Annotated in this window: 11 protein-coding genes; all 11 read right to left on the reverse strand. The window is 74.9% G+C overall.

Features of this window, described 5'->3' with window-relative positions; translation table 11 throughout:
* Positions 1-27 precede the first annotated feature (27 nt).
* A complete protein-coding gene (gene ctaD / locus ACZ7LK_RS18980; RefSeq protein ID WP_392274193.1) occupies positions 28-1,770 on the reverse strand; it encodes an aa3-type cytochrome oxidase subunit I in 1,743 nt (580 codons plus the stop codon).
* 227 nt (positions 1,771-1,997) lie between these two features.
* Positions 1,998-2,933 carry a glutaminase gene (locus ACZ7LK_RS18985; protein WP_392274194.1) on the reverse strand — a complete coding sequence of 312 codons (936 nt, stop codon included), beginning with the start codon at positions 2,931-2,933 and terminating at the stop codon, positions 1,998-2,000.
* Positions 2,934-2,951: 18 nt separating this feature from the next.
* Positions 2,952-5,114: a xanthine dehydrogenase family protein molybdopterin-binding subunit gene (locus ACZ7LK_RS18990; RefSeq protein WP_471142010.1), complete on the reverse strand. Its 2,163-nt coding sequence runs from the start codon at positions 5,112-5,114 to the stop codon at positions 2,952-2,954.
* Positions 5,115-5,220: 106 nt separating this feature from the next.
* The gene (locus tag ACZ7LK_RS18995; protein ID WP_471142013.1) at positions 5,221-6,237 is read right to left on the reverse strand and encodes an FAD binding domain-containing protein; all 1,017 of its coding nucleotides are present in this window, start codon (positions 6,235-6,237) and stop codon (positions 5,221-5,223) included.
* Entirely contained in the window at positions 6,234-6,893 is a 660-nt protein-coding gene (locus tag ACZ7LK_RS19000) for a (2Fe-2S)-binding protein (RefSeq protein WP_392274197.1), read from the reverse strand. Before ACZ7LK_RS19000 ends, ACZ7LK_RS18995 begins: the two co-directional genes overlap by 4 nt.
* Complete coding sequence (locus ACZ7LK_RS19005; RefSeq protein ID WP_471142015.1) at positions 6,893-7,372, reverse strand: DUF5709 domain-containing protein; 480 nt, start codon at positions 7,370-7,372, stop codon at positions 6,893-6,895. The genes ACZ7LK_RS19000 and ACZ7LK_RS19005 overlap by 1 nt, the downstream gene beginning before the upstream one ends.
* 173 nt (positions 7,373-7,545) lie before the next feature.
* Positions 7,546-7,713, reverse strand: coding sequence for a hypothetical protein (locus ACZ7LK_RS19010; RefSeq protein WP_392274199.1), 168 nt, complete (start codon positions 7,711-7,713; stop codon positions 7,546-7,548).
* Positions 7,710-8,318, reverse strand: coding sequence for a phosphodiesterase (locus ACZ7LK_RS19015; protein WP_471142017.1), 609 nt, complete (start codon positions 8,316-8,318; stop codon positions 7,710-7,712). The genes ACZ7LK_RS19010 and ACZ7LK_RS19015 overlap by 4 nt, the downstream gene beginning before the upstream one ends.
* Positions 8,319-8,600: 282 nt before the next feature.
* Positions 8,601-9,698, reverse strand: a complete 1,098-nt coding sequence (locus ACZ7LK_RS19020; protein ID WP_392274201.1) for a glutamate--cysteine ligase — start codon at positions 9,696-9,698, stop codon at positions 8,601-8,603.
* 173 nt (positions 9,699-9,871) lie between these two features.
* The gene (locus tag ACZ7LK_RS19025) at positions 9,872-11,086 is read right to left on the reverse strand and encodes a GNAT family N-acetyltransferase (protein ID WP_471142021.1); all 1,215 of its coding nucleotides are present in this window, start codon (positions 11,084-11,086) and stop codon (positions 9,872-9,874) included.
* A gap of 142 nt (positions 11,087-11,228) precedes the next feature.
* Entirely contained in the window at positions 11,229-12,368 is a 1,140-nt protein-coding gene (locus ACZ7LK_RS19030) for an XdhC family protein (protein WP_392274203.1), read from the reverse strand.
* Between the last annotated feature and the right edge of the window lie 30 nt (positions 12,369-12,398).

Raw genomic sequence — 12,398 nt, forward strand, 5'->3', positions numbered from 1 at the left:
CGGCGCCCGGCGGGGCGGTCGGGGCCGTCAGGCGTGGCCCTCGTCCCGGTCGTCCGGCCGGCCGGGCGGGGAGGCGATGCCCCGGCCGGGTTCGACGATGTCGCGGCGGCCGCCGGTGCGGGCCTTCTCCAGGTCGGCGATGACCGGGTGGTGCAGGTCGAAGGCGGGTGACTCGGAGCGGATGCGGGGCAGCGTGGTGAAGTTGTGGCGCGGCGGCGGGCAGGAGGTCGCCCATTCCAGGGAGCGGCCGTACCCCCAGGGGTCGTCCACCTCGACGCGCTCGCCGTACCTGGCGGTCTTCCACACGTTGTAGAGGAACGGCAGGGTGGACAGGCCGAGCAGGAAGGAGCCCAGGGACGACAGGGTGTTGAGCGCGGTGAAGCCGTCGGCGGCGAGGTAGTCGGCGTACCGGCGGGGCATGCCTTCCGCGCCGAGCCAGTGCTGGACGAGGAACGTCAGGTGGAAGCCTGTGAACAGGGTCCAGAAGTGGATTTTGCCGAGGCGTTCGTCGAGCATCCGGCCGGTCATCTTGGGCCACCAGAAGTGGAAGCCGGCGAACATCGCGAACACGATCGTCCCGAAGAGGACGTAGTGGAAGTGGGCGACCACGAAGTACGAGTCGGTGACGTGGAAGTCCATCGGCGGGGAGGCGAGGATGACCCCGGTCAGCCCGCCGAACAGGAAGGTGACGAGGAACCCGATGGCCCACAGCATCGGGGTCTCGAAGGTGAGGGAGCCCTTCCACAGCGTTCCGGCCCAGTTGAAGAACTTCACGCCGGTCGGCACGGCGATGAGGAAGCTCATGAAGGAGAAGAAGGGCAGGAGGACCGCGCCGGTGGCGAACATGTGGTGGGCCCACACCACCACCGACAGGCCGGTGATGGCGATGGTGGCGCCGACGAGGCCGATGTAGCCGAAGAGCGGCTTGCGCGAGAAGACCGGGAGGACCTCGGTGACCACGCCGAAGAACGGCAGCGCGAGGATGTACACCTCGGGGTGGCCGAAGAACCAGAAGAGGTGCTGCCACAGCAGTGCCCCGCCGTTGGCCGCGTCGAAGACGTGGGAGCCGAATTGGCGGTCGGCCTCCAGGCACAGCAGCGCGGCGGCGAGGACCGGGAACGCCAGCAGCACCAGGACCGAGGTGAGCAGCACGTTCCAGGTGAAGATCGGCATGCGGAACATCGTCATCCCGGGGGCCCGCATCCCGACGATGGTGGTGATGAAGTTGACCGCGCCGAGGATCGTCCCGAAGCCGGAGAGCGCCAGCCCCATGATCCACAAGTCCGCGCCGAGGCTCGGGGTGCGTGCGTCGCTGTTGAGCGGGGCGTAGGCCGTCCAGCCGAAGTCGGCGCTCCCCTCGGGGGTGAGCAGACTGCCGAGGACGATCAGGCCGCCGAAGAGGAACAGCCAGTACGAGAACATGTTGAGGCGCGGGAAGGCGACGTCGGGCGAGCCGATCTGCAAGGGCATGACGGCGTTGGCGAATCCGGCGAAGGTGGGGGTGGCGAACAGCAGCAGCATCACCGTGCCGTGCAGCGTGAACGCCTGGTTGTACTGCTCGGCGGAGATCAGCTGGAGGCCCGGGCGGGCGAGTTCGGCCCGCATCAGCATGGCGAGCGCGCCCGCGACGAGGAAGAACGCGAAGGACGTGACCAGGTACAGGTGCCCGATCTTCTTGTGGTCCGTCGTGGTCAGCCAGGTCACCAGGACCCGGCCGATGCCGCGTCCCGCCACCGGTACCGGGGTGACCGGCTCCGTCGTCGTCACCATACGAATCCTCGTCAACGCACACGCACGGGCAGGACGCGCGGCAAGTACCCCCTCACCGCCCTCCGGCACGCTACGCAGGTCCCCCCGGGTGCCGCCCGTTTTGCGCCCGTACGGCGCTGGTGACGTCACTCGTATTGGCCAGTACGGCCCTGTCGGCCGGTGCGGTCCGGGCCCGTGCGCGGCGGGCGGTGACCGGGCGGTGGCGCGTCGGCGATCCGCCGCCGCGGTCAGAAGACGGAGAGGCCGGTGAGCGTGGTGAAGCGGTCCAGGGCCGCCACACCCGCCACCGAGTTGCCGCGCCGGTCCAGCCCCGGGCTCCACACGCACAGGGTGCAGCGGCCGGGTACGACGGCGATGATGCCGCCGCCGACGCCGCTCTTGCCGGGCAGGCCCACGCGGTAGGCGAAGTCACCGGCCGCGTCGTACGTCCCGCAGGTCAGCATGACCGCGTTGATCTGCTTGGCCTGGCTGCGGGTGAGCAGCGTGGAGCCGTCCGCCCGGATGCCGTGCCGGGCGAGGAACCCGGCGGCCAGGGCCAGGTCGGCGCACGAGGCCTCCACCGAGCACTGGCGGAAGTACTGGTCGAGCAGCTCCGGCACCGGGTTGCCGATGTTGCCGTACGACGCCATGAAGTGCGCCAGGGCGGCGTTGCGGTCGCCGTGGGCGGTCTCGGAGGCGGCGACCTCGTCGTCGAAGTCCAGGGCCGGGTTGCCGCTCTCGGCACGGAGGAAGTCCAGCAGGCTGCCGGAGGCGTCGCCGGTCAGGGTCTGGAGGCGGTCGGTGACGACGAGGGCGCCCGCGTTGATGAACGGGTTGCGCGGGATGCCGTTCTCGTACTCGAGCTGCACCAGCGAGTTGAACGGGTTGCCGGACGGTTCGCGCCCGACGCCCTCCCACAGCGCCCCGCCGTCCATCGACAGGACCAGCGCCAGCGTGAAGACCTTGGTGATGGACTGGGCGGAGAAGGGCTCGCGCCACTCCCCCACCCCGTACACCGTGCCGTCCAGCTCCGCCACGGCCATGCCGAAGCGGTGGGGGTCGGCCTCGGCGAGCAGCGGGATGTAGTCGGCGGGGCGGCCGCGGCCGGGGGTGGCGGCGATGTCGGCGGCGATGCTGTCGAGCACGGGCCGGAAGTCCGTGACGGGCTGGGAGGAGCGTGGCACGGTCACCCACCCTACGGGTCACCGCAAGGCCGGCAGCACCCGGTCGGGCGTCAGCGGCAGCTCGCGGAAGCGGACGCCGGTGGCGTGGTGGACGGCGTTGCCGATGGCGGCCGGGGTGCCGACGATGCCGATCTCGCCGATGCCCTTGCTGCCCATCGGGTTGAGGTGGGGGTCGTCCTCGTCGATCCAGTGCGCGTCGACGTCGGGGACGTCGGCGTGGCTCGGCACGTGGTAGGAGGCGAGGTCCCGTTCGGCGAAGTCGCCGAAGGCGGCGTCCATGGTGCTGTGCTCGGTCAGGGCCATGCCCAGTCCCATGGTCATCCCGCCGATGAACTGGGAGCGGGCGGTTCGCGGGTTGAGGATCCGTCCGGCGGCGTATACGCCGAGCAGCCGTCGCACCCGCACCTCCCCCGTGCCGGTGTCGACCCGGACCTCGGCGAAGTGGGCGCCGAAGGCGTGGCGGGCGAACGGCCGGGTGCGCCCGGTCTCCTCGGTGGTGTCGGCGACGGCCGTGACGCCCTCCGCCGGCAGCGGGCCGGTGTGCCGGGCGAGCCGCTCGGCCAGCCGCGTGCAGGCCTGGTGGACGGCCCAGCCCCAGGAGGCGGTGCCGGACGACCCGCCGGCGAGCGGGGCGTGCGGCAGCCGGGTGCTGCCGATGCCGATCGTCACCGAGCCGAGGGCGACGCCCAGCACGTCGGCGGCGATCTGGGCGAGCACGGTGCGGGCGCCGGTGCCGATGTCGGTGGCGTTGACGCGGATGTCGTAGCCGCCGTCGTGGAGCGCGGTGGCGGTGGCGGTGGACGGTGAGACGAGCACCGGGTAGGTGGCGGCGGCGACCCCGGTGCCGGTGAGGTACGGCCCCTCGCGGCGGACGCCGGGGCGCGGGTCGCGGTCGGACCAGCCGAACCGGCGGGCGCCCTCGCGCAGGCAGGCGACGAGGTTGCGGCTGCTGAAGGGCAGGCCGCTGTCCGGTTCGGTGGCGGGTTCGTTGCGTACGCGCAGCTCCACCGGGTCGAGGCCGAGGGCGTCGGCGAGTTCGTCCATGGCCGACTCCAGCGCGTACATGCCGGGTGCCTCGCCGGGTGCGCGCATCCAGGAGGGGCTGGGGACGTCGAGGGGGACGACGCGGTGGTCGGTCAGGCTGTGCGGCGACGCGTACATCACCCGTGCGGGGACGCCGGCCTGCTCCACGAACTCCTTGACGCGGGAGGTGTGGGTGGTGACCTCGTGGCCGACGCCGACGAGGGTGCCGTCGTGCCCGGCGGCGAGCCGGACGCGCTGGATGGTGGGCGCGCGGTGGCCGACCACGGCGGCCAGGTGGTTGCGGGGCAGGGCGAGCTTGACCGGCCGGCCGGTGTGGCGGGCGGCCATCGCGGCGAGCACCACGTGCGGGCGCGGGGTGCCCTTGGCGCCGAACCCGCCGCCCACGTGCTCGGAGACCACCGTCACCCGGTCCTCGGGGAGGCGGAACAGGGCGGCGAGGGTGCGGCGGACGGGGCTCGCGCCCTGGCTGGAGTCGTACACCGTCAGGTGCGCCCCGTCGCCCTCGCCGTCCCAGCGGGCGAAGGCGGCGTGGGGCTCCATGGGGTGGTTGTGCAGCGGCGGGACGCGGTACGTGACGTCCACCCGGACGGGCGCGGCGGCGAAGGCCCCCTCGGCGTCCCCGCGCTCGGTGCGGGCGGGCTGGCCGCCGTTGGCCGTGTCGGGGCGGTAGGCGCGCGGGGGGTCCTCGGTGAGGGTCACGTCGTGCGGTTCGGTGGCGTACGTGACGTGGACCGCGCGGGCGGCGGCGCGGGCGTCCTCCAGCGTCTCGGCCACCGCGAGGGCGACGTACCAGCCGCGGTGCGGCACGGCGGTGTCCTGGAGGACCGCGAGCGTCGGGTCGTCGGCCTCGCCGAGCCGGGGTGCCGTGTCGGGGGTGAGGACCGCCAGGGTGCTGGGCAGGGCCAGGGCGGCCGCGGTGTCCACGGCGGTGACCCGGCCGCGGGCGACGGTCGCGGGGACGGGCCAGGCGTAGGCGCAGTCGGGCGGGGTGTGGGCGTGCTCGGTGGCGTAGTGGGCGGTGCCGGTGACCTTGTCGCGGCCCTCGAGGCGCTCGGCGCCGGTGCCGAGGGCGGGAGCGGGCGCGGCGGGCACCCGGGCGTGGCTGCGGCTGCGCGTGGAGGGCGCGGTGGGGGGCATCGCTGGTCTCCGGTTCTCCGGTTCTGCGGGGGCGGCGGGGCGGGGGGCCCGGGAGGGGCGGTCGGGGCGGAGGGGCGGGCCGGGGCGGTCGGGGCCGCCGGGGGCGTCACCCGGGGGGTGGCGGGGTTCCCGGGGCGGGGTGGGCGGCCAGTTCGGCCAGGACGCGGCAGGCCAGGTTGTGGGCGAGCGGCACCTTGAAGGCGTTGTCCCTCAGCGGCTGCGCCACCCCCAGTTCGGCCTGGACCGCGTGCGCGATGGCGTGTTCGGTGGGCCTGGCGCCGAGCAGCGCGGTCTCCGCCAGGCGCGCCCGCCACGGGCGGTGGGCGAGGCCCCCGAAGGCCAGCCCCACCCGCCGTACGGTCCCGTCCCCGGCGAGGTCGAGGACGGCGGCGACGGAGGCGAGCGCGAAGGCGTACGAGGCCCGGTCGCGGGCCTTGCGGTACGCGGACGGGAGCCCCGCCGCGGCGGCCGGGAGGACGACCGAGGTGATCAGTTCGCCGGGCCCGACCACGGTGTCCCGTTCGGGGTGGTCGCCGGGCAGCCGGTGGAACTCGGTCACCGGGACGGTCCGGGCCCCGTCCGGGCCGTGCAGTTCGACGGTGGCGTCGAGGGCGGCGAGCGCGACGGCCATGTCGGACGGGTGGGTCGCCACGCAGTGCGCCGAGTGGCCGAGCACCGCGTGGTCCCGGTGGACGCCGTCGCGGGCGCCGCAGCCGCTGCCGGGCACGCGTTTGTTGCACGGCTTGGAGGTGTCCTGGAAGTAGGGGCACCGGGTCCGCTGGAGCAGGTTGCCCCCGGTGGTGGCGACGTTCCGAAGCTGGCCGGACGCTCCGGCGAGCAGCGCCTGCGACAGGACGGGGTACCGGTCGCGTACCAGCGGGTGGGCGGCCAGGTCGCTGTTGCGCACGGTCGTGCCCACGCGCAGGGCCCCGTCGGGCAGCTCCTCGACGGTGTCGAGCGGCAGCCTGCTGACGTCGACGAGCGTGTCGGGGGTCTCGACCCCGAGCTTCATCAGGTCGACCAGGTTGGTGCCGCCGGCGAGGTAGCGGGCACCGGGCCGGGCCGCGTGGGCGGCGGCGGCCTCCTCGACGCTCCTGGCGCGTACGTAGGCGTAGGGCTTCACCGGGTCACGTCCTCGACGGCGGCGACGATGTTGGGGTAGGCACCGCAGCGGCAGAGGTTGCCGCTCATCCGTTCGCGGATCTCGTCGGGCGTCAGCTCCACGGGGCCCTGCCCGGCCGGCCGGTCCGGATCGGTGACATGGGAGGGGTGCCCGGCGGCCGCCTCGGCGAACACGCCCACGGCCGAGCAGAGCTGTCCGGGGGTGCAGTAGCCGCACTGGAAGGCGTCCCGGTCGAGGAAGGCCCGCTGGAGGGGGTGGAGCTCCCCACCGGCGGCCAGCCCCTCCACGGTGATCACCTCGGCCTCGTCCTGGGCGACCGCGAGGAGCAGGCAACTGTTGGCGCGCCGCCCGTCGACCAGCACGGTGCAGGCACCGCACTGCCCGTGGTCGCAGCCCTTCTTGGCGCCGGTGAGGCCGAGGCGCTCGCGCAGGAGGTCCAGCAGCGTCGTCCGGTGGTCGACGGTGAGGCTCCTGGGCTCGCCGTTCACCTGGAGGGTGATGGCCGACCGGGTGGCGGGGGCGGTCCCGGGGGCGGCGGCGGGCCCGGGGGCGGCGGCGCCGGTGTCCGTCCCCGCCGCCGGGGCCGCCTCCGCTCCCGCTCCCGCATCCGTCCCCGCCGGATGCCGGTCGTCCTGCGGCTGGTGCGCGGCGCCCATCAGAGGGTCTCGTCGCCCTCGTCGGGGACGGTGTGCATGGCGGCCTCCTCGGCGGACGCCGCGGCTCCGGCGATGCCGACGTCCCGGGCGACGACGTCCTTCTCCTCGTCCGGGCGGGCGCCCTCGTCGGGGGCGACGAGCCGGCCCGAGCGCTCCCGGCCGACCTGGTCGTCGATGGGTTCGCCGTCACCACCGGGGAGGTCGCCGATCCCGTTGGAGTCGTCGGGCTCCTGGAGGGCGGGGTCGGGCACCTCTTCCGACAGCCGCTGGTCGAGCGTCTCGCCCTCACGCTGCTCCCGGGCGGTGGTGCCGACGTGGTTGACGGCGAGGGGCCGTTCGGGCGGGGACCAGCCCTCGTCGTACGGGTCGGCCTCACGGTCCGACAGGGTGTCCTCGGGGTCGAGGATCCCGTCGTCCTCCCTCCCCTCGGCGTCGTCCGGCTGGTAGACGTCGTCGCCCATCGCGTTCTCGGTTCCCATGGTGCGGCTCCCGTGTACGGCTCCTGGTGCTGTATGCCTGATCGCGTATCCAGACTGGATCAGGTCACACATCCCGGCATTCCGGGCGGGGCGGGCCGGGCGCGCCGGAGGTTGCCGGGCGCGGCGCGGCGCGGGGCACGGGCGGGCGCGGCCCGGGAGCGGGAGCGGGCGCGCTACTCGGCCTGGTCCCGGCCGGTGTGGGCCAGGTCCCAGGACAGCATCCGCTCGGCCTGCCGGTGGGTGAGCTCCGCGAGCTTTCTCGCCTCGTCGAGCACGTCGCCGTGCTCCTCGACGAGACGGTCGTAGATCGGCGATGCGGCGGCGGTGTGGCGGGCTATCACGGGCGGTCGCTCCTCGGGCCTGGGGTGCCGGGGCGGTCCCGGCGCCCCGGCATCTGCCCCGGGTCGGGCGGATCATGCGGATCCGGGGGCCGGTCGGAGCGGCCGTGGCGGGATCCGCTGTAGGCGGCGGCGCGCAGGCCGTGCAGCCGGCGGGTGGGGTGCAGCCCGGGCAGGCCGTGGCGGTACGGGTCGTAGGTGGGTGTCGTCCGCTCCGGGTACGGCTCCGCGGCACGGACGGTGAGGGTGGCGAAGGCCCGCCAGGGCTCGTCCCGGGCGGCCGCCCGCAGCTCGAGGCGGACGGGGCCGTGGTCCAGGGCCCGGCGCAGCGCGGCCGGTTCCCCGCGCACCCGGTGCCCGTGGGGTACGGGGAAGGCCGCGACCACCCGCTCCCGGTCGCCCACCCGGTAGGCCAGGAGGGTGGAGTACGGGCCGCCCAGGGCGTCGCGCCGGGGGCGGGGCACATGGCGGCCCAGCCGGCCCGCGCCGCTGGTGGTCAGCAGCAGGTCCAGCGGGGCGTCGGGGCCGCCCGCCGCCTCGACGCGCAGCGCCAGGCCGAGTCCGTCGGGCCAGCCCGCCGGCAGCCCCGCCGCGCGCGACCAGCGCATGGTCACGCCGTAGCGCCCCGGCCGGTCGAGGAACGGCACGTTCCACGGGGCGGCGGCGCCGGTTCGGGGGTACGTCCAGGGTTCCCGCGCAGGTCAGGCCCTGGGGATGGAGGGCCGGTGCGGAGCGCCGCCGGGCGATGCGCCGCGCCGCGCCGAAGGCCTGCCTCTCGATCGCCACACCGGCTCCTTCCGTGTCGGGGAGGCCCGGGTACCCCGTCCGGCGAGACGCAAAGGGGACGCCCCGCGGCGGCGACGGCCCGCCGAAGAAGCCGTCCCGGGCGCCTAGCGGCCCTCCTGGGTGCGGCGGACGCACGCGGCGACGACGTCGCGGAGGCTGCCGGTGCGGCGCAGCAGCTCGCGCTGGACGCGGGCCCCGTTGCCGCCGGCGAGCAGTTCGGCGATGCCCTGGCGGGCGTGCGCGAGGTCGCCGTTGTCGTCGAGGGCCTGCTCGATGTGGCCGAGCAGGGCGTGGACGACCCGGTCGGCGGGAGCGGGGCGCATGGTGAGCGGGTGGATCAGTTCGTCGTCCAGGCCGGAGCGGGCGGCCCGCCAGGCGGCGGCGCGCAGCAGGCCGACGCCGTGGCGGCCGGGTGGTTCGCCCTCGCGCCACTCGCGGGCGGCGGTGTCCACCAGGCCGCGGGTGAGGGTGGCGAGCAGGACGGTGGTCGAGGCGTCGAGGCAGACGTCGGCGGCGCGGACCTCGACGGTCGGGTAGTGGCGGGACAGCCGGGCGTCGAAGTAGATCATGCCCTCGTCGTGCAGGATCCCGGTGGCGAGGAGGTCCCGCACCTGCTGGTGGTACCGGTGGGCGGAGCCGAAGACCTCGACGGGGCCGGCGGAGGGCCAGCGGCCCCACACCCGGCTGCGGTAGCTGCTGTAGGCGCTGTCGTAGCCCTGCCAGAAGGGCGAATTGGTGCTGAGCGCCAGCAGGACGGACAGCCAGGGCCGTATCCGGTCCAGGACGCCGACGCCCTCTTCGTCGGACTCGACCGAGACGTGGACGTGGCAGCCGCAGGTGAGCTGTTCCAGCGCGGTGAGGCCGAACTGCCGCTGGATCCAGCGGTAGCGGTCGCCCTCGGTGAGGGCGGGGCCGGCGGGCAGCGGCGAGGTGGCGAGGGCCGCGACCGCCGCGCCCGCCTCGGCCGCGTGCCGCGCCGCCTCGGCCCGCCGGCGCTCGATCTCGGCGCCCAGCTCCTTCATACCGGTCTGGGGGTACGTGGCGAACTCCAACTGCTGGCCCTGAAGTTCCTTGGTGAAGGCGTGGGCCCTGCCGCGGCTCTCCCTGGCGGCGGCGGCCAGCACGGCGGTGGACAGGGCACACGGCTCGCCGGTCCGCGGGTCCACCAGGAGGAGTTCCTCTTCCACTCCGACAGTGCGCAACGGAAACCACCTTTCCGATCGCATCCAGCGGGGACTGCGCGGGACGCACCATCATCCCTGCCGGACGGGTTCCGCGCACCGGTCCACCGCTCCTGTGCGGGGGATGTGGCGGGTTCCCGACGCCGTCGGCCTGAACCGCATCGCGTCCCGCGTCCCACCGGTCGCCGGGCGGCTCAGAACTCGTCGCCCGTGTTCGGCAGCAGGTCGGTGCGCAGGGCGGTGTCGAGCCGGGCCGCGGCGCCGGGGGTGTGCTCCGTCACCAGTCCGGCGCGCACCAGATGCCGCACTTCCGCGCCGCCCAGGTAGCAGGCGGCCAGGTCCCGGACGTCCAGGGTCAGGTCGGGGGCGTCGGTGCTCGGCCGGTACGAGCGGGCGCCCGGCCCGGCGGTGAGGCGGAACCTCCCGGCGTTGGCCGGGAGGTGCTGGTCGAGGACCTCCACGACGAGGTCGACGGGCGCGGCCCAGGACCGGCCGGTGAGCGCCGCCCGTACGTCGACCAGCCGGAGCCAGAGGCCGGGGAACCGGCCCGTGATCCGGACCTGGTCGCGGTCGGCGGCGAACAGCGGCAGCGGGTCGTCCAGGGGGCGGCCCCAGGCGCGGACGGTGCCGGTGAGGTCGATGGAGGCCACGTACCGCCAGAGGGCGGCGGCCGCGGCGGCGTCGTCGGCCTCCAGTTCGTCGACCCGGACCACGCCGGGTGTTCCGGTGCCGTCGTCGCCCGGTTTGGTGCGGTAGACGGCGTACCCGGCGAGGGGGTCGCCGAGGGCGACGATCCGGGGCGGGGACAGCGCGTCGTCCTCCTCGTCCTCCTCGGCCAGCCATTCGCCGCGCCACCGCTCGGCGTCCCGGGCGATCCGGCCGGCGCGGGCGGCCCGGGTGGCGTCGTGGTACGGGCCGAGGAGGGCGGGGGCGTCGGCCGGGTCGACCAGCCGCAGGGGGCGCGGGTCGGGCTCCACGCGGAGGGCGAGGGGGCGCCCGGAGTCGATCTCGACGGAGAGGATCTCCATCGCGGGGCCGAAGCCGAAGCGGCCGTAGATGGCGTCCTCGGAGGCCCAGAGCGCGGCGAGCGGCCGGCCCTGCCGCGCGCCGCGGCGGAACAGCTCGGCGATCATCGCGGTGAGCACGCCGCGCCGGCGGTGGGTGGGCGCGACGGAGACGAACGTCAGCCCGGGGCAGGGCAGGTCGCCGCCGGGGACGGAGAGGGTGAAGCGGTGGGCGGCGAGGAACCCGACCAGGGTGTCGCCGTCGTACGCCCCGATGCGCTCGCACTGGAGCACCAGCTCCCGGTGGTGCTTGCGCCGCTCCTCCTCCGGCTTGTCGTGGAAGACCAGGTACACGAGTTCCATGGCCCGGTCCACATGGGCCTCGGGCACATCGCGGATGTCCATCCCTGGACTCTAGGGCGTGATAACGAACAGGTCACGGGGGTTTTCCGCCGCTTTGCCCCGGGGCCTTCCCCCGGCTGGGCGATCCGCGGGCCGGCGGGCGCTGCCGGCGGCCCGGGCCGGCGGCAGCGCTCGCCGGTGTGGTTCAGGCGACCGAGCCGATGCGGCCGGCCGGGGCGGCGTCGGGACCGTCGTGGTGGATCGGGGTGTGGGCGCCCGTCAGGGACGCCCCGCTGCCCCCGCGCCGGGCCGCGACGATCTCGGCGCCGATGGACAGCGCGGTCTCCTCGGGCGTACGGGCCCCGAGGTCGAGGCCGATCGGGGAGCGCAGCCGGGCCAGTTCCAGCTCGGTCACCCCGACGTCGCGGAGGCGCTTGTTGCGGTCCTGGTGGGTGCGGCGGGAGCCCATCGCGCCGATGTAGGCGACGGGAAGCTTGAGGGCCAGTTCGAGCAGGGGGACGTCGAACTTGGCGTCGTGGGTGAGGACGCACAGCACGGTGCGGCCGTCGACCTCGGTGCCCGCCAGGTACTCGTGCGGCCAGGCGACGACCACCTCGTCCGCCTCGGGGAAGCGGGCGGGCGTGGCGAACACCGGGCGGGCGTCGCAGACGGTGACGTGGTGACCGAGGAACTTCCCCACCCGGACGAGCGCGGCCGCGAAGTCGATCGCCCCGAAGACGATCATGCGCGGGGCGGGGACGCTGGACTCGACGAGCAGGGTGAGCGGCTGCCCGCAGCGGGAGCCGTCCTCGCCGATGGTGACGGTGCCGGTGCGCCCGGCGTCCAGCATGGCGCGGGCCTCGCCGGCGGCCGTCCGGTCGAGTTCGGGGTGGCCGCCGAGGCCGCCCTCGTACGTGCCGTCGGGGCGGACCAGGAGGGCGCGGCCCATGAGCCCGGACGGGCCGTCGGTGATCCGGGCCAGAGCCGCCGCCTCCCCTCCGGCGGCGGCTCGGAGCACGGCGGGGTAGACCCCGCCGCGGACCGGGGTGACGAGGATGTCGATGACGCCGCCGCAGGTCAGTCCGACCGCGAAGGCGTCCTCGTCGCTGTAGCCGAAGCGCTCGAGGACGGTTTCGCCGTCCTGGAGCGCCTGCCGGCAGAGTTCGTAGACCGCGCCCTCCACACATCCGCCGGAGACCGACCCGATCGCGTTGCCCTCGCCGTCGACGGCGAGCGCGGCGCCCGGTTGCCGGGGCGCGCTGCCGCCGACCGCCACCACGGTGGCGACGGCGACGTCACGTCCCTGCTCGACCCACCGGTGGAGCTCCTCGGCGATGTCCAGCATGTCGGCCTCCTTGGGAAGGTTCAGGTGTGT

The organism is Streptomyces sp. NPDC039423, assembly GCF_055598725.1.

Coding starts and splice junctions, on each gene's coding strand:
- ctaD (WP_392274193.1), bottom strand. CDS start 1,770: ATGGTGACGACGACGGAGCCGGTCACCCCGGTACCGGTGGCGGGACGC.
- ACZ7LK_RS18990 (WP_471142010.1), bottom strand. CDS start 5,114: ATGCCCCCCACCGCGCCCTCCACGCGCAGCCGCAGCCACGCCCGGGTG.
- ACZ7LK_RS19000 (WP_392274197.1), bottom strand. CDS start 6,893: ATGGGCGCCGCGCACCAGCCGCAGGACGACCGGCATCCGGCGGGGACG.
- ACZ7LK_RS19005 (WP_471142015.1), bottom strand. CDS start 7,372: ATGGGAACCGAGAACGCGATGGGCGACGACGTCTACCAGCCGGACGAC.
- ACZ7LK_RS19015 (WP_471142017.1), bottom strand. CDS start 8,318: ATGCGCTGGTCGCGCGCGGCGGGGCTGCCGGCGGGCTGGCCCGACGGA.
- ACZ7LK_RS19025 (WP_471142021.1), bottom strand. CDS start 11,086: ATGGACATCCGCGATGTGCCCGAGGCCCATGTGGACCGGGCCATGGAA.
- ACZ7LK_RS19030 (WP_392274203.1), bottom strand. CDS start 12,368: ATGCTGGACATCGCCGAGGAGCTCCACCGGTGGGTCGAGCAGGGACGT.